At 69.1% G+C, this 16,748-nt stretch carries 16 protein-coding genes and 1 pseudogene; 11 read left to right on the forward strand and 6 right to left on the reverse strand.

Annotated elements, in window-relative coordinates:
* The 4 genes from Q1K70_RS09940 (at position 1) to dapB (ending at position 4,069) form a co-directional block, all read left to right on the forward strand.
* Positions 1-861, forward strand: a complete 861-nt coding sequence (locus tag Q1K70_RS09940) for a protein-glutamate O-methyltransferase (protein ID WP_300158633.1) — start codon at positions 1-3, stop codon at positions 859-861.
* A gap of 33 nt (positions 862-894) precedes the next feature.
* The gene (locus tag Q1K70_RS09945) at positions 895-1,968 is read left to right on the forward strand and encodes a chemotaxis response regulator protein-glutamate methylesterase (protein WP_300158528.1); all 1,074 of its coding nucleotides are present in this window, start codon (positions 895-897) and stop codon (positions 1,966-1,968) included.
* Positions 1,969-2,236: 268 nt separating this feature from the next.
* The gene (gene hypE, locus Q1K70_RS09950; RefSeq protein WP_300158531.1) at positions 2,237-3,238 is read left to right on the forward strand and encodes a hydrogenase expression/formation protein HypE; all 1,002 of its coding nucleotides are present in this window, start codon (positions 2,237-2,239) and stop codon (positions 3,236-3,238) included.
* Positions 3,239-3,280: 42 nt separating this feature from the next.
* The gene (dapB, locus tag Q1K70_RS09955) at positions 3,281-4,069 is read left to right on the forward strand and encodes a 4-hydroxy-tetrahydrodipicolinate reductase (RefSeq protein WP_300158534.1); all 789 of its coding nucleotides are present in this window, start codon (positions 3,281-3,283) and stop codon (positions 4,067-4,069) included.
* 46 nt (positions 4,070-4,115) lie between these two features.
* Here dapB and Q1K70_RS09960 read toward each other — a convergent pair whose 3' ends face one another.
* The 6 genes and pseudogenes from Q1K70_RS09960 to Q1K70_RS09985 form a co-directional block, all read right to left on the reverse strand.
* Positions 4,116-4,331 (reverse strand): Hpt domain-containing protein, encoded by a 216-nt coding sequence (locus tag Q1K70_RS09960; RefSeq protein WP_300158538.1) that lies wholly within the window; start codon positions 4,329-4,331, stop codon positions 4,116-4,118.
* A gap of 278 nt (positions 4,332-4,609) precedes the next feature.
* A pseudogene (locus Q1K70_RS09965) lies at positions 4,610-6,019 on the reverse strand (ATP-binding protein); the annotation flags it as partial.
* Positions 6,016-7,446, reverse strand: a complete 1,431-nt coding sequence (locus Q1K70_RS09970) for an RtcB family protein (RefSeq protein WP_300158541.1) — start codon at positions 7,444-7,446, stop codon at positions 6,016-6,018. The gene Q1K70_RS09970 and the pseudogene Q1K70_RS09965, both read right to left, overlap by 4 nt.
* 87 nt (positions 7,447-7,533) lie before the next feature.
* Positions 7,534-8,820, reverse strand: coding sequence for a GDSL-type esterase/lipase family protein (locus Q1K70_RS09975; RefSeq protein WP_300158544.1), 1,287 nt, complete (start codon positions 8,818-8,820; stop codon positions 7,534-7,536).
* Between the two features lie 124 nt (positions 8,821-8,944).
* The gene (locus tag Q1K70_RS09980; protein ID WP_300158547.1) at positions 8,945-9,376 is read right to left on the reverse strand and encodes an ACT domain-containing protein; all 432 of its coding nucleotides are present in this window, start codon (positions 9,374-9,376) and stop codon (positions 8,945-8,947) included.
* A gap of 30 nt (positions 9,377-9,406) precedes the next feature.
* Complete coding sequence (locus Q1K70_RS09985; RefSeq protein ID WP_300158550.1) at positions 9,407-10,708, reverse strand: phenylacetate--CoA ligase; 1,302 nt, start codon at positions 10,706-10,708, stop codon at positions 9,407-9,409.
* Positions 10,709-10,893: 185 nt separating this feature from the next.
* Here Q1K70_RS09985 and rsfS point away from each other — a divergent pair, with 185 nt between their 5' ends.
* The 7 genes from rsfS (at position 10,894) to Q1K70_RS10020 (ending at position 16,738) form a co-directional block, all read left to right on the forward strand.
* On the forward strand, positions 10,894-11,313 hold the full coding sequence (gene rsfS / locus Q1K70_RS09990) for a ribosome silencing factor (protein ID WP_300158554.1): 420 nt from the start codon (positions 10,894-10,896) through the stop codon (positions 11,311-11,313).
* Positions 11,310-12,830, forward strand: coding sequence for a 2,3-bisphosphoglycerate-independent phosphoglycerate mutase (gpmI, locus tag Q1K70_RS09995; RefSeq protein ID WP_300158557.1), 1,521 nt, complete (start codon positions 11,310-11,312; stop codon positions 12,828-12,830). Before rsfS ends, gpmI begins: the two co-directional genes overlap by 4 nt.
* Before the next feature lie 6 nt (positions 12,831-12,836).
* A complete protein-coding gene (locus tag Q1K70_RS10000; protein ID WP_300158560.1) occupies positions 12,837-13,082 on the forward strand; it encodes a hypothetical protein in 246 nt (81 codons plus the stop codon).
* A gap of 45 nt (positions 13,083-13,127) precedes the next feature.
* Positions 13,128-13,853: a site-2 protease family protein gene (locus tag Q1K70_RS10005; RefSeq protein WP_300158562.1), complete on the forward strand. Its 726-nt coding sequence runs from the start codon at positions 13,128-13,130 to the stop codon at positions 13,851-13,853.
* Between the two features lie 421 nt (positions 13,854-14,274).
* Positions 14,275-15,927 carry a phosphoglucomutase (alpha-D-glucose-1,6-bisphosphate-dependent) gene (gene pgm, locus Q1K70_RS10010; RefSeq protein WP_300158636.1) on the forward strand — a complete coding sequence of 551 codons (1,653 nt, stop codon included), beginning with the start codon at positions 14,275-14,277 and terminating at the stop codon, positions 15,925-15,927.
* 95 nt (positions 15,928-16,022) lie between these two features.
* Positions 16,023-16,268: a hypothetical protein gene (locus tag Q1K70_RS10015; protein WP_300158565.1), complete on the forward strand. Its 246-nt coding sequence runs from the start codon at positions 16,023-16,025 to the stop codon at positions 16,266-16,268.
* A complete protein-coding gene (locus Q1K70_RS10020; RefSeq protein ID WP_300158568.1) occupies positions 16,265-16,738 on the forward strand; it encodes a hypothetical protein in 474 nt (157 codons plus the stop codon). The genes Q1K70_RS10015 and Q1K70_RS10020 overlap by 4 nt, the downstream gene beginning before the upstream one ends.
* Positions 16,739-16,748 lie beyond the last annotated feature (10 nt).

Consider the following 16,748-nt stretch of genomic DNA (forward strand, 5'->3'; position numbering starts at 1 on the left):
ATGGCGGGTGCGGGCGCTCCGGCGCGGGCCAGCGGCCTGGCCACCATGTCGGAAAAGGAATTCAAGCGGTTAAGCGAGTTCATCCATGCCGAGGTCGGCATCAAGCTGCCCCTGTCCAAGAAGGTCATGGTGGAGGCCAGGCTGCAAAAGCGCCTGCGCACCCTCGGCATGGCGGGCTACCGCCAGTACTACGAGTACCTCTTCAGCCCCCAGGGCCTGGACGAGGAACTCGTCCACCTCATCGACGTCATCACCACCAACACCACGGAATTCTTCCGGGAGCCGCGCCACTTCGAGGTTCTGACCCAGGACGTGCTGCCGGCCTGGCGCTCCGCCAACGGTCCGGCCCGGCCCTTTCGCCTGTGGAGCGCCGGCTGCTCCACCGGGGAGGAGCCCTATACCCTGTCCATCGTGCTCTCGGAATTCGCCTCGCGCGTCTCGGGCTTCCGGTTTTCCATCATGGCCACGGACATCTCCACCCGTGTGCTGTCCCTGGCCAAAAACGGCGTCTATCCCGAGGAACGACTGGCCAAGATGTCCATGGAGCTCAAGCGGCGGTATTTCCTGCGCAGCAAGGACAAGTCGCGAAAGCTCGTGCGGCTTGTGCCCGAACTGCGCGGGGCCATCGACTTCCGCCGCCTCAACTTCATGGAGTCCTTCAGCTTTCCGGAGCCTATGGACACCATCTTCTGCCGCAACGTCATGATCTATTTCGACCGGGCCACCCAGGAGCAGCTTCTCCAGAAGTTCTGCTTCCAGCTGCGCTCCGGGGGCCACCTGTTCATCGGCCACTCCGAAAGCCTCACCGGCATGGACTTGCCCTTGCGCCAGCACGCTCCCACGGTTTATAGGAAAATCTAACCCGCCGTTCCAATCTCCGCGCAGAGGTAGCCCGTGAGCAATCGCATCAAGGTTCTGGTGGTGGACGATTCCGCCTTGGTCCGGCAGACCCTGACCGACATCCTGTCCTCGGACCCCGAGATCGAGGTCATCGGCTCGGCCGGCGATCCCTACGCCGCGGTCAAGCGCATGGAAACGCAGGCCCCGGACGTCATCACCCTGGACATCGAGATGCCGCGCATGGACGGCCTGACCTTTCTGCGCAAGATCATGTCCCAGCACCCCATTCCGGTGGTCATCTGCTCGACCCTGACCGAATCCGGCTCGGAGACCACGCTGAGGGCCATGGAATACGGGGCCATGGACATCATCCTCAAGCCCAAGCTCGGCACGCGGCAATTCCTGGAGGAGTCGCGCATCCGGGTGGTGGACGCGGTCAAGGCGGCGGCCCGGGCCAAGATGAAAAAGCTCATGCCCGTCGCGCCCATGAAGGTCACGCCCAAACTCTCGGCCGACGCCGTGCTGCCCGGCCCCACGGGCAAGGCCATGTTCCAGACCACCGAGCGGGTCGTGGCCGTGGGCGCGTCCACGGGCGGCACCGAGGCGTTGCGCGAATTCCTCGAAGCCATGCCCCAGGACTGCCCGGGCATCGTCATCGTGCAGCACATGCCCGAGCAGTTCACCGCCGCCTTCGCCAAGCGCCTGGACGGCATCTGCCGCATCACCGTCAAGGAGGCCAGGGACAACGACACGATCCTGCGCGGCCAGGCGCTCATCGCCCCGGGCAACCGCCACATGCTGCTCAAGCGCAGCGGCGCGCGCTATTTCGTGGAGGTCAAGGACGGCCCCCTGGTGCGCCGCCACCGGCCGAGCGTGGACGTGCTCTTCCGGTCCGCCGCCCGCTACGCCGGGAAAAACGCCGTGGGCGTCATCATGACCGGCATGGGCGACGACGGCGCGGCCGGCATGCAGGAGATGCACGAGACCGGGGCCTACACCATCGCGCAGGACGAGGCCTCCTGCGTGGTCTTCGGCATGCCCCAGGAAGCCATCAAGCTCGGCGGCGTGGACAAGATCATGCCCCTTTCGCACATCGCCCACGAAGTGGTGCGGTTCTGTTCCAACTAGCCGACGTTTTCCGAAAATGAGCGGCCCGCCGGTCGCGCGGCCGGCCCGCAGCGACGGCGGCCGGGCGAGCCGCGCGACCGGCGGCGTCGCGTCGGCCCGGCGTCTTTTTCGAAGGGCATCGTCGGCCCAAACCTCTGGATGGAACGCGCGATTGCGCCTATAAGAGCCTTCCGGCAGGGGAGCGGGCCTGGGCCCGCGCGCCGGCCCACGGCCGCCTCGCCGGCGGGGTCGGCGGCGTCCGCATTCGTCCGCCTGAAGGATTCGCAGCATGGACAAGGTACTCCTCGATTACGGCAGCGGGGGCCGGGCCTCCCACCGCTTCGTCAACGACCTCTTCTTCCGCCACCTCGGCAACGACATCCTGGCCCGCATGGACGACGCGGCCGTGGTCTCCCTTCGTGGAGCGGTGGCCGTCAGCACGGACAGCTTCGTGGTGGACCCCATCTTCTTTCCGGGGGGCGACATCGGCTCCCTGGCCGTGCACGGCACGGTCAACGACGTGGCCATGATGGGCGCGCGGCCGCTTTTTCTGACCTGCGGCTTCATCCTGGAGGAGGGGCTGCCCATGGACGACCTCGAGCGCGTGGTCGCCTCCATGGGCGAGGCGGCGCGCCGGGCCGGCGTGCGCGTGGTGGCCGGCGACACCAAGGTGGTGCCCCGCGGCGCTGCGGACAAGATCTTCATCAACACCACGGGCGTGGGCCAGGTGCTGGTCGATCCCGCGCCGAGCGGCCACCGGGCCGAGGTAGGCGACGCCGTCCTCGTCAGCGGCACCATGGGCGACCACGGCCTGGCCATCCTGTCCACGCGCCAGGGCCTGTCCTTCGACTCGCCGGTCAGAAGCGACAGCGCCGCCCTGGGCGGGCTGGTGGAAAAGCTGCTGGCCGCCGTGGGGGACGTGCACGTGCTGCGCGACCCCACCCGGGGAGGGCTGGCCACCACCCTCAACGAGATCGCCGGCCAGTCCGGGGTGGGCATCGAACTGACCGAGCAGGCCATTCCGGTGGACCCCGCCGTGGCCGGCGGCTGCGCCGTGCTCGGGCTCGACCCGCTGTACCTGGCCAACGAGGGCAAGTGCATCTGCATCCTGCCCGAAGCCAAGGCCCAGGCGGCCCTGGCGGTCCTGCGGGCCGATCCCCTGGGCGCTGGCGCGGCGGTGATCGGGCGCGTGGTGGCGCAGCACCAGGGCAAGGTCGCCCTGGTCACGCCCCTGGGCGGCAAGCGGCTGCTCGGCATGCTTGAGGGCGAGCAGTTGCCCCGCATCTGCTAGGTCGTTGGGAAGACAACATTTTACGGCAAAGGGAGCGCGGACATGAGCGTGTGCGATGTGGTGATCATGGGCGCCTTGGGGCGCATGGGCGCGACCCTGGCCCGGCTGGCCAAGGCCGATCCGGACCACTACCGGCTGGCCGGAGCGTTGGAGCGCAGCGGCTGCACAGCCGGGCTTTCCGGCCTCGAATGCGTGGTGGGCGACGACCTGCCCACGGTGCTGGCCAAATGCCCCGGCGCGGTGGTCATCGATTTCACGGCCCCGGCGAACTCCGTGGCCTCGGCGGCCGCGGCGGCCGCCGCCGGCAATCCCATCGTCGTCGGCACCACGGGGCTGACCCCGGACCAGACCGCCGCCCTGGCCGAGGCGGCGAAAAAGACCCCGGTCTTTTTCGCGCCCAACATGAGCGTGGGCTTAAACGTCCTGCTCACGGTGCTGCCCGACCTCGTCCGGCGGCTCGGCCCGGCCTACAACCTGGAGATCATGGAGATCCACCACAACAAGAAGGCCGATGCGCCGAGCGGCACGGCCATCAAGCTCGGCCAGTGCCTGGCCGAGGCCCGGGGCGCGGACTACGACACGGTCAAGCGCCATACGCGCGACGGCATCATCGGCCCGCGCACTGGCGAGGAGATCGGCGTGGCGGCGCTTCGCGGCGGCGACGTGGTGGGCGACCACACGGTGTATTTCTTCGGCCCGGGCGAGCGCATCGAGGTGACCCACCGGGTGGGCAACCGCGAGACCTTCGCCCAGGGGGCGCTGCGCGCCGCGGCCTGGCTCAGGAAGCAGCCGGCCGGCAAGCTCTACGCCATGGCCGACATGCTTTCCTGAAATTCCGCACGGCCGGCGGCGCGGGCGGGAGGCTGGCCGCGCCGCCTCATTTCGCCTGGCTTCCGGCCGCCTCTTCGTCGAGCTTCTCCCGCATGGCCTGCATCACTTCCCGCATGGCCGACTCCATGGTTTCGAAGGTCGCCGCCGACAGGGCGGGGTCGCGGTCCTTGGCGGCGCGTTCCAGGTCGTGGCTGGCCTGGCGCAGGCGCGGGGCGCACATGGTGGCGGCGGCCCCCTTGAGGGTGTGGGCCAGGAAGGCCAACTGGCCGTGATCGCCCCGGGCCCGGGCCTCGCGGATGACTTCCAGGTTGCCGGGCTGTCGGCCACGAAGGCCGCGAACAGCTTCATGAGAAAGCCCGTGTTGCCGCGCGCCTTGGTGAGCAGTTCCGACCAGTTCAGGACGTCGGGCGCGGGCGCGTCCGACTCGTCTGTCCAGGGCGCGGCCGGGGTGGCCGCGACGGTGGCGCCCGTGGCCCGGGCCAGGGCCGCGGCCAGGGCCTCGGGGCTTACGGGCTTGCTCAGGTATTCGTTCATGCCGGCGCGCAAAAACGTCTCCCGGTCGCCCTTTAAGGCATGGGCGGTCAGGGCCACGATGGGGATGTCGGGATCGAAGTCGCCGGTCTCGTCGGCTCTGATGGCCCGTGTGGCCTCCAGGCCGTCCATTTCGGGCATCTGGATGTCCATGAGGATGACGTCGAAATGCCGACGTCGCAGGATCTCCAGGGCGCGGCGTCCGGTGTGGGCCGTGACCACGCGGTGGCCGTCGGTTTCCAGAAGTTCCTTGGCGTAGAGCTGGTTGATGGGGTTGTCCTCGGCCAGGAGCACGGTCAGGGGACGTGCATGCGCCGCCTCCCCGGGCACGAGCGGGGCCGGGCCGTCCTCGGCATGACCGGCGGGCAGGGCGAATTCGAGGGTGAAGGTGAACACGCTCCCCTGGCCTTCCTCGCTTTCCACGCCGTAGTCGCCGCCCTGCATGGCAACAAGGTGGCGCACGATGGCGAGCCCCAACCCAGCTCCCTGGTAGCGCCGGGCCGGGGAAACGTCGGCCTGGGTGAAGCTGTCGAAGATGGCCTGTATCTTGTCGCGGGGAATGCCGATGCCTGTGTCCCGCACGGCGAAGCGCAGGCGGACGGCATCCGGGTCGCGCCCGTCGTCGGCGAAGGACACGGCCAGGATCACACTGCCGGAATCGGTGAACTTGACCGCGTTGCCGACCAGATTGATCAGGATCTGGCGCAGCCGGCTGGCGTCGCCGACCAGGATGGCCGGCACGTCGCCAAGGAGCCGGCTTTCCAGCGCCAGGCCCTTTTTCGCGGCCAGGGGCCGGAACACGCTGACCGCTTCCTCCACGGTCTCGTGCAGGTCGAAGGGGGTGCGGGCCAGCTCCAGCGCCCCCACCTCGATGCGGGCGTAATCCACGATGTCGTTGAGCACCGTGAGCAGGGACTTGGCCGAGTGCCTGGCCATCTCCAGGTATTCCCGCTGCTTGTCCGTCAACTCCGTGGCCAGGGTCAGCTCGGTCATGCCCAGGATGCCGATCATGGGCGTGCGTATCTCGTGGGTGATGTTGGCCAGGAAGTGGCTCTTGGCCCGTTCGCCGGCCAGGGCCGCCTTCTTGGCCGTGGCCAGCTCGTCCGCCGCCCGGCGATGGGCGCTGACGTCGCGAAGGAGCACCCTGGTCAGGGGCAGTCCCTGGTCGCTGAGGCGTTCGAAGCGCAGGACGGCCCGGCGGCCGCTGGCGGCCAGGCGCACCTCGGTTGGCCCCTCGCCGGCCAGGGGGATGCCGAAGACCGTGCCGCGCAGCTGGTTCGGCGTCGTGGCGAGCATGCTCCCGGCCTCGCCCGTGGCGTGGATGATGATGCCGTCGTTGTCCAGAAGCAGCAGGGCGTCGCCGGTCAGCGCGGCCATGGCCTCGGTGTCCCGTATCAGGCGCTTGAGCATGGCTGTCATCCTTTGATGCAGGCCAGGGGGCGCAGCCGGGCGGCTGGCATGGCCAGTCCCGAGGCGTGGACGGCGGCCGTCACGTCCTCGATGTCCTTGTAGGCTCCGGGAGCTTCCTCCCCCAGGCCGCGCAGGTCGTGGGCGCGCACGGAAATGCCCCGGGCGGCCAGGGAATCCAGCACGTCGCGCCCCTTGAAGCGTTTGAGGGCCTGCTTGCGGCTCATGGCCCGGCCGGCCCCGTGGCAGGCCGAGGAAAAGGCCAGCGCCTCGGCGGCGTCGGTTCCGGTCAGGATGGCCGAGGCCGTGCCCATGCTGCCGCCGACGATGACGGGCTGGCCGAGGCCGGCGAAGGCCGCCGGCAGGTCGGGATGGCTTGGACCCAGGGCCCGGGTCGCGCCCTTGCGGTGGACGAAAAGCGTCTTTTCCCGACCGCCGACCATATGGCGCTCGGCCCGGCACAGGTTGTGGGAGACGTCGTAGAGCAGGCGCAGGCGTGAACCGGGAAAAAGACCGGCGAAGGCCTCGCGACACAGGTGCGTGACGACCTGACGGCCGGCCAGGGCGCAGTTGGCGGCGGCGCGCATGGCCCCGAGGTAGCGCCTGGTCTCGTCGGAATCGGCCGGGGCGCAGGCCAGTTCGCGGTCGGGCAGGATCAGGCCGTGCTTGGATGCGGCCCGCAGCATGGCCTCCATGTGGTCCGTGGCTGTTTGATGGCCCAGGCCCCGGGAGCCGCAGTGCACGGACACCCCCACCTGCCCCGGGCGCAGACCCAGAGCCGTGGCGACGCGGGCGTCGCGCACCTCCTCCACGTACTGGACCTCCAGATAGTGGTTACCGGACCCGAGGGTTCCCAGGGCGTCGCGCTGGCGCTCCTTGGCCCTGGGCGAGACCGCGTCCGGGTCGGCCCCGGCCAGGCGGCCGCCGTCCTCGATGCGCGCAAGATCCTCTTTCTCGCCGAAACCCGCCTCCACGGCCCAGACCGCGCCGCCGGCGAGCATGGCGTCCATGTCCCTGGCGGAAAGGCGCAGATTGCCCGGCGCGCCGAGCCCGGCCGGCACCAGGGCGAAAAGGGCGTCGGCCAGGGCTTCGCGCAGGGGCTCCACGTCTTCCTTGTCCAGGTCGGAAACGAGCGTGCGCACGCCGCAGGCGATGTCGAAACCCACACCCCCGGCGCTGACCACGCCGCCTTCTCCCGGGTCGAAAGCGGCCACGCAGCCGATGGGGAAGCCGTAGCCGGCATGGGCGTCGGGCATGGCCGTCACGGGCGAGACGACGCCCGGCAGGGAGGCGACGTTGCGCAACTGGGCGAACACGCCGTCCTCCATGGCCGCGACGGCCGCCGGCGAACCGAAGACCCGGGCCGGGACGCGCATGGTCCCGGTCCGGGGCAGCTCCCAGGAAAACGCATCGCGTCGCGTCAGGCCTTGCCGCGCCATATCTTTTCCTTTTCCGCCGGGCGGCGGTCGCTTCGCCCGGGCGGTCCTCGTCATCCCCGCATCGTAGCCCGGAAGGGGCGAGGATTGTCAAGGCGCAGCCGGGGGGGCGGGGGAGAAATCGGCCGGGAGAAGGGCTTTCGCCACCACGGCGTTGCCGAGGGGAGTGAGGTGAGTGTCCGTGGGCCAGTAGCAGCGGCCAGCGTCGGGCGCGTCCATGAGCGCGGGCTCCATGTCCACGGTGGCGATGCCGAGCGTACGCAGCATGGCCAGGAGCGTGGCCGTCAGGGCGTTGAGATTGCGCGCGGCGTCGGCGGCCTTGGCCGCGAATTCCGAGCGCCGGGGCACGGCGGTGAAGTCGATGCGCGGATAAAGGACCTGCAGGGCCGTGGGCAGCACGACGACCCGAAGGGACAGGCCGGCCCTTTGGGCCAGGGCGCGCAGGTCGGAAAGCGCTTGGCGCACCTCGTTCTCCTCGGCCGCGCCGAACCAGGAGGCGTCGATGAAGCTGCGGTAGAAGGGATGGAAGGCGAAGGGCAGGCCCCGCTCTGTAGGCACGGTGAGCGGCACGGGATAATAGCCCTGCGTGTCCACGGCGGCCGGGGGCGGGGCGGCCAGGGCCTGTCCCTGGCCGGCGTCGGCGTCGCGCAGGTACCGGTACAGGCGGCCGAGCGAGGCGAGGCGGAAATGGCGCGAGACCCCCAGCCGCTCTTCGGCCTGGCGATGGCGGTAGACGAAGAGGTCCGCCGCCAGGTCGTTGCCCACGTAGACGAGCACGACGACCTCGCGGCCGGCGAAACGTTCCGACGAGCCGGCCGGGGCCCCCTCGGTCAGGCGGCGCAGAATGTCGCGGTACTGGGGCAGGCCGTAGCCGTTCTTGCAGGCGGCGTACACGGGTTTGCCGCTGCGCTTTTCGTACAGGGCCGGGATGCTCTGGGCCGTGCCCGAGCCCGCGCCGTAGCAAAAGGAGTCGCCGATGAAAAGCGTCTCGGCCTGGCTCGGCGTCCGGCCGTTCCACCAGCCCAGGGCGTCGGTGCCGGACACCTCCACGGCCGGGGGATCGGGCAGGGCCACGCCGTAGGCCCGGTAGGCGTCGTCGGCCGTGCCGCGGCACGGCGGCAGGCCCGGGGCGTTGACGTAGCCGTGCAGCCAGGGCCGGTACAGGGGATTGGTCGCCGGGTCGTAGACGCCGTAAGAGTAGAGCAGTTCGCGGTGTTTTTCGGAAAAGCGGTCGAGCCTGGGCAGGACACGGTAGACGAAGGCGTCGAGCCCGACCAGGGCCAGGTACAGGGCGGCCACGAGGATAAGCAGGCGGGCAGCGCGGCGATGCCCGCCACGGCGGGACTGGTGGTGGAGGAAGGCGTGCATGGGCGTCATGGGGCCAGCGGCGGCCCGGCCGGGGGGACAAGGCGGAAGGGGCCCGGATTCCGGGCGGGAGACGGCGGCCGGGGACTGGTGGCGAGCGGCCGGAATGTCTCCGGCCGCCCGCGTCGTGTCGGTTTCAGATCTTGTAGAGCTGTTCCCCGGGGATGATGGGGATGTTGTTTTTCTGGAGCAGTTCGATGGCCTGGTCGGTGCGGTCGAAGCGCACGATGATGACCGCCGACTTCTCGCACTGGTGCACGAAGGCGTACATGTACTCGACGTTGATGCCGCCGGCGCACAGGAGCTTGAGGATGGAGTGCAGGCCGCCCGGCGCGTCGGGCACTTCCACGGCCACCACGGCGTTGCGGCCCACGGTGAAGCCGTGTTCCTTGAGCGCGACCTTGGCTTTTTCGTGGTCGCTGACGATCAGGCGCAGGATGCCGAAATCCGAGGTGTCGGCCAGGGACAGGGCCCGGATGCTGATGTCGGCCTCGGCCAGGACGCGGGTCACTTCCTCCAGGCGGCCGGCCCGGTTTTCCAGGAAGATGGAAATCTGTTCGGCTTTCATGGCGTTTCCCTCCGGATGACGTTGGGACCGTTAGGCGTGGCGCAGATCGAGGACGCGCTTGGCCTTGCCCTCGGAACGCTGGATGGCCCGGGGCTCGACCAGCTTGACCAGGGCGGTGACGCCCAGGAATTCCTTGATGTTCTTCTGGATCTTGCCTTCCAGGCGCTGGAGCTTCCTGACCTCGTCGGAGAAGATCTTCTCGTCGACCTCGACCTGGACCGTGAGCGTGTCGAGGTTGCCCTCGCGCTCGACCACCAGCTGGTAGTAGGGGGTGAGGCCCTCGGTCTCGAGCAGGATGCTCTCGATCTGGGACGGGAAGACGTTGACGCCCCGGATGATGAGCATGTCGTCGCTTCTGCCCTGGACGCGCACCATGCGGGCGGTGGTGCGGCCGCACTTGCAGGGCACGGTCTCCAGGCGGGTGATGTCTCGGGTGCGGTAGCGGATCAGCGGCTGGGCTTCCTTGGTCAGGGTGGTGATGACCAGCTCGCCGACCTCGCCCGGCTTGACCGGCTCCTTGGTCTCGGGGTCGATGACCTCGCACAGGAAATGGTCCTCCTGGAGGTGGGCCCCGTTTTGGGCCTCGACGCACTCGATGCCCACGCCCGGTCCCATGACCTCGGACAGGCCGTAGATGTCGATGGCCTTGATGCCCATCTTTTTTTCGATCTCCCGGCGCATTTCGTCGGTCCAGGGCTCGGCCCCGAACACGCCGATGCGAAGGGGCAGCTCCTTGAGGTCGATGCCGGCTTCCAGCGCCGTCTCGTAGAGCACCAGGCTGTAGGACGGCGTGCAGCAAAGCACGGTAGCCCCGAAGTCGCGCAGCAGCATGGCCTGCCGCCGGGTGCCGCCGCCCGAGACCGGCACCGTGGTCGCGCCCAGGCGCTCGGCCCCGTAATGGGCCCCGAGGCCGCCGGTAAAGAGGCCATAACCATAGGCCACGTGGATGATGTCGCGCCGCGAGGCTCCGGCCGCGGTCAGGGATCGGGCCATCATGGTGGCCCAGTTGTTGACGTCGCGCTGGGTGTAGCCGGCGACGGTGGCCCTGCCCGTGGTGCCGGAGGAGGCGTGGATGCGCACCACATTGTCCTTGGGCACGGCGAAGAGGCCGAAGGGATAGTGGTTGCGCAGGTCCTGCTTCTCGGTAAAAGGCAGGTAGCGCACGTCGGCCAGGCTCTTGATGTCGGAGGGCTTGACGCCGAGCTCGTCGAAGGCCTTCCTGTAGAAGGCGACATTGGCGTAGACCCGTTCGCAAAGGCCTTTGAGGCGCTTGAGCTGCAAGGCCTCCAGTTCTTCCCTGGGCAGGGTTTCGATATCCATATCGAAAATCATGCGGCTTCCTCCCATGACGTCGTGGCGCGTCCAAAGGCGATACCTGCCCGAAAGCCGACCGCCACGTCAAGAGAGGGTCCGGAAAAAAGGGCTTTCCCGGCGGCGTTTGCGGGCCGGCCCCAAATCGGATAGAGGTCCGGCGTCTCCCCGATGAAAGGGGAGCGCCAGCATTTCCCGGAGAGACGATGCCCCACAAGAAATCCGACAAGAATCTGTCCGCCGTCGCCAAGGCCGTCATCGTGGCCGGCTGGCTGGCCGAGAAGAAGGCCAAGGACATCCTGGCCCTGGACGTGGCCTCCATCAACCCCGTATGCGAGGCCATGGTCGTGGCCTCGGCCGTGAGTCTGCGCCAGGCCAAGGCCCTGGCCGACCACGTGCTCGAACGCTGCGGCGAGGAGGGGTTTTCCTACCTCGGCATGGAGGGCTACCGCCACGGCCAGTGGGTGCTTCTCGACCTCAACGACGTCATGGTCCACATCTTCCAGGAAGACCTGCGCCCCTTCTACAATATCGAAGGCCTGTGGTCCGAGGGCAAGCGCATTTCCTTGCCGCCCGCCCCGGCCAAAGCCCCGGCGACTCCCGAACCGGACCCGAGCGACGCATGACCCCGACCCTGCTCCTCATCCTCGACGGCTGGGGCCTGGCCCCGGCCGGGCCCGGCAACGCCGTGACCCTGGCCAGGACCCCGAACCTCGACCGGTTGCTGGCCGGCCATCCCTCCACCACGCTGGCCTGTTCGGGCCGGTCCGTGGGGCTGCCGGACGGCTTCATGGGCAACTCCGAGGTCGGCCACATGAACATCGGCGCGGGCCGGGTGGTCTACCAGGACATGACCCGCATCGACATGGCCGTGGAGGAGGGGGAGCTGGCCAAAAACCCGGTGCTGGCCGATCTGGTCGCCGCATCGCTGGCCGCCGGCGGCCGGGTGCATCTCATGGGCCTGGTTTCCGACGGCGGAGTGCACAGCCACCTCAATCACCTCAAGGCCCTCGTCGCGGCCCTGGCCGCCCTGGGCCAGAAGGACGTACTCGTCCACGCCTTCCTCGACGGCCGCGACACGCCGCCCCAAAGCGGCGCGGGCTACGTGGCCGACCTGGACAAATTCCTGCATGCAACCGGCGTCGGCCGCATCGCCTCGCTGACGGGCCGGTTCTACGCCATGGACCGCGACAAGCGCTACGAGCGCGTGGCCGAGGCCTACGCCGCCCTGACCGAAGGCGCGGGCGAGGCTTTCGCCGACCCCGTTCCCGCCGTGGAAGCGGCCTACGCCGCCGGGCAGACGGACGAATTCGTCAAGCCGCGGGTACTGGCCGGGGGCGACGGGGTGATCCGCGACGGCGACGCCGTCTTTTTCTTCAACTTCCGGGCCGACCGGGCCCGGGAGCTCACGGCGGCGCTCACCCGCGACGATTTCGACGGCTTCGCCCGAAAGGCGCGCCCCAAACTCTCCGGCTTCGCCACCATGACCGAATACGACGGCTCCTTCGGCCTGCCCGCGGCCTTCGCCCCGGAAAGCGTCTCGGACGTGCTGGGCGAAATCTACTCCCGGGCCGGGCACAGCCAACTGCGCCTGGCCGAGACCGAGAAATACGCCCACGTCACCTATTTCATGAACTGCGGCCGCGAGGAGCCTTTCCCCGGCGAGGAGCGCATCCTCATCCCCTCGCCGCGCGATGTCGCCACCTACGACCTCAAGCCGCAGATGAGCGCGGCGGCCGTGACCGACGCCTTTCTGGAATCGCTGCCAAAAGGCCATGCCCTGGCCGTGGTCAACCTGGCCAACTGCGACATGGTCGGCCACACCGGCGTGCTGCCGGCGGCCGTCACCGCCGTGGAGACCGTCGACGCGTGCGTCGGGCGCATCGCGAAGGCCGCCCTGGCCGCCGGCTGGCGGCTTTGCGTGACGGCCGACCACGGCAACGCCGAGGAGATGATCGCCCCGGACGGCGGCCCCATGACCGCCCACACCCTCAACCCGGTGCGCTTCATCCTCGTCGACGCGGCGCGAAAGGGCGCGAAGCTGCTGCCGGGCAAGCTCGGCGACATCGCCCCGACCATCCTGTGTCTGGCCGGCCTGCCCGTGCCGGCGGCCATGACCGGAACCTGTCTTTTGGCGGAGTAGGGCGACATGGGCAACGAACAGCGAAAACCCCTCACGCCGGCCAAACCCGTGGGCGTGGAACTGGTGTTTCTTTATCCCTGCCCGTTTTGCCACCGCGAGGTGCCGGTGGTCGCGCCGGTCAAGCCGACCATGATCGCCTGCGACGCCTGCCGGGGCCGGTTTCCCATCGTACCCGTGGACGAGCGCTCGGTGCGCTTCGTCAAGGTGATGCTGGCCGGCGGCAAGGCGGCGGTGGACCCGGATTTTCTCTAGTCCGAATCGTCGGCCGGCCTCCCGGCCGACACGCGAGGCAATCCCATGCCTTATGTGACGTACGTCGCGGTCGCGCTGCTTTTGGGCCTTGTGATCCTCGTGCACGAACTGGGGCACTTCCTGGCCGCCAAGGCCGTGGGCCTGCCCGTGGCCCGATTCTCTCTGGGCTTCGGGCCGGTGGTGTGGAGCCGCAAGTGGGGCGGCACGCGCTGCTGCCTGTCCGCCGTGCCTTTCGGCGGCTACGTGTTGCTCGCCCTTTCCGGCGAGGCCGACTACCTCGCCTTGCCGCTGTGGCGGCGCCTCATCTTCAGCCTGGCCGGCCCGGCCGCCAATCTCCTCTTCGCCCTGGGCTGCTACGCCGCCTATTACGTCGCGAACGCTGCCGAGCCCTCCTTTGTCGAGGCCTGCCTCACCCCTCTGGCCTGGACCGCCGGCAACGTCGCGGCCATGGTCGCGGCCCTGGGACAGCTCTTCGGCCAGGCGGAAAACCTGAGCAGCCTGGTCGGCATCGTGGCCGAGGGCGGCAGGTTCGTGGGCAAAAGCGCCTCGCGGCTCCTCATGCTCGGCGGCTACGTTTCCGTGAGTCTGGCGGTGTGCAACCTGCTGCCCCTGCCGCCGCTTGACGGCGGCAAGATCGTTTGCGACGTCCTGGTGCGTTGCCGCGCCGGCCTGGCCCGGTACTACCTGCCCGTCACGGCCTGCGGCTGGCTGGCGCTTATCGCGCTCATGCTCTACGCCACGGTCCACGACGTCTGGCGCGTCCTGGCCTAGGACGCGGCGCTTCCGGCGGTTTCGCCCCATGCCCCGTGACAACGCCCCGGTCCCGGCCAGGCGCGACAAGACGCCTGCCCGCGCCCTGGCCGACCTGCTCGGGGCCAGCGACGTCCCGCTCACGGCCCTGGAACTCTCCCACTTGGCCGGCTACGGCGAAAAGGCCGTGCTCGAGGCCCTTGCCCACCTGCGCCTGTCCTTGCGGCGCACGTCCTGGCCGCTTCGCCTGCATCCGGCCCGCTGCCTGGCCTGCGGCCACGTCTTTTCCAAGCGCGACCGGCTGGCCAAGCCCGGAAAATGTCCGGTCTGCCGGTCGACGCGCCTCGAACCTCCCCGATTTTCCCTTGAACCGTCGCCAAATATGGACGACGCGGCCCCTTTGGGCCACTATGCTCCAGGCGCATCCCAAGGAGGACCCCCCATGCCCGCAAGCCCGCTGGCCGGCAAACCGGCCCCGCGTTCCCTGCTCGTCAACGTGCCCCGGCTCGTCGCCTCCTACTATTCCATCACCCCGGACCCGGCCGATCCGCTCCAGCGCGTCGCCTTCGGCACTTCGGGCCATCGCGGCAGCTCCTTCGACGGCTCCTTCAACGAGGACCACATCCTGGCCACGACCCAGGCCATCTGCGACTACCGGGCCGGGCAGGATATCGCCGGGCCGCTTTTCCTCGGCATGGACACCCACGCCCTGTCCGAGCCGGCGTTCATTTCCGCCCTGGAAGTGCTGGCCGCCAACGGCGTGGCCACACGCATCCAGACGGGCCGGGGCTACACGCCCACACCTGTCGTCTCCCACGCCATCCTGACCTTCAACCGCGACCACGCGAACGCCCGCGCCGATGGCGTCGTCATCACGCCCTCCCACAATCCCCCGGCCGACGGCGGCTTCAAGTACAATCCTCCCTCGGGCGGTCCGGCCGACACCGACGTCACCCGCGTCGTCCAGGACATGGCCAACGCCTACCTGGAGAAAAAGCTCGCCGGGGTCAGGCGCATGCCCTACGAGGCCGCCCTTCGCGCGGGCTGCGTGGAGGAATACGACTACGTCGGGCCCTATGTGGCCGATCTCGGCAACATCGTGGACATGGCCGCCATCCGGGGCGCCGGGCTTCGCATCGGCGTCGATCCCCTGGGCGGCTCGGGCATCGCCTTCTGGGAGCCCATGGCCGAGCGCTACGGCCTCGACCTTTCGCTCATCAGCGACGTGGTGGACCCGACCTTTTCATTCATGACCGTGGACAAGGACGGCAAGATCCGCATGGACTGCTCCTCGCCCTACGCCATGGCCCGGCTCATCGAGCACCGCGCCTCCTACGACATCGCCTTCGGCAACGACCCGGACTACGACCGCCACGGCATCGTCACCAGGGGCGCGGGCCTGCTCAATCCCAACAGCTACCTCGCCGTGGCCGTCGACTACCTGTTCACGACCCGAACCGGCTGGCGCGCCGACGCCGCCGTGGGCAAGACCGTGGTGTCGAGCGCCATGATCGACCGGGTGGCCGCTTTGCTCGGCCGGCGGCTGTGCGAGGTGCCGGTGGGCTTCAAATGGTTCGTCTCCGGGCTCATCGACGGCTCCTTCGGCTTCGGCGGCGAGGAGAGCGCCGGGGCGTCCTACCTGCGCAAGGACGGCACGGTCTGGACCACGGACAAGGACGGCATCATCATGGACCTGCTCGCCTGCGAGATCACGGCCGCAACCGGCAAGGACCCGGCCGAGCGCTATGCGGAACTGACCGCCCGCTTCGGCGAGCCCCTCTACGAACGCCTGGACGCCCCGGCCACCAAGGCGCAAAAGGCCGCTCTGGCCAAGCTGTCGCCGGACATGGTCGCGGCCTCCTCCCTGGCCGGCGAGGCCATAACGGCCAAGCTCACCCGCGCCCCGGGCAACGACGCCCCCATCGGCGGGCTCAAGGTGGTCACGAAAAACGGCTGGTTCGCCGCCCGGCCCTCAGGCACCGAGGACGTCTACAAAATTTACGCCGAGAGCTTCAACGGCCGCGAACACTTGCAGGCCCTGCAGGCCGAGGCCCGGGAGATCGTGGACGCCGCCTTCAAGGCGGCCGGGGTGTAGGGGAGAGAGGGGGAGATGCCTCCGGCGGCCAGGAGGGGGGTGACCCCCTCCTGGACCTCCTCCATGGGGGGTTGCGGCCGGGGGAGGCGGGGATTATGGAAGACGGCCTGGACGGGGAGGCGCGGCGGTTGCTCGCCGTGTTGGCGGCGGTGCGGGAAGCGCCGTTTCCCGGGAGGGTCATGCCGGGCGAGGTGGCGGTGGGGCTGGGGTTGTCGCCAAGGCGGGCCTGGGGGCTCTTTCGGGCGCTTTTCGCCGCTGGGTACTACGAATACGACATTTCGGCCTACAGCGGCCGGTTGACCGAAGCCGGCCGGCTGGCCGCAAGGAAAGAATCGACGTGAAGCTTGCACAACATTGCTTGAGCGCCATCCCCCTGGCCGCGGCCGGCTACGCCGCCGCCGGCGGCAGCTGGGCGGCGGCCTTCGCCGCCGGTTTTTCCAGCGTGCTCATCGACCTCGACCATGTCACCGATTACGTGCTCTACAACCGCGGCTGGGGCGGTGTGCAGGATTTCTTCAAAAGCTGTGAGGAAGGCAAGCTCGACCGGCTCTACCTGATCTTCCATTCCTTCGAGTTCGTGATCTTCCTGTGGCTGCTGGTGGGCTTCGGCATCGCCGCGCCCTGGGGCGTGGGGCTGACCATCGGCGTCTCGGGGCATATGCTCCTCGACTGGGTGGGCAACCGCCACATCGTGCAGCCGTCGTTCTACTGGCTGTGGTTTCGGGCTCTCAACGGCTTCGACGGCAACCGCCTCTACCGCGTGCCTCCCGGAACCCTGGCCGCCGCCCGCGCCGCCAGCCCCAAAAACTAGCTCCCTCTCC

The sequence above is a fragment of the Solidesulfovibrio sp. genome (genome assembly GCF_029978005.1).
Taxonomy (GTDB): domain Bacteria; phylum Desulfobacterota; class Desulfovibrionia; order Desulfovibrionales; family Desulfovibrionaceae; genus Solidesulfovibrio.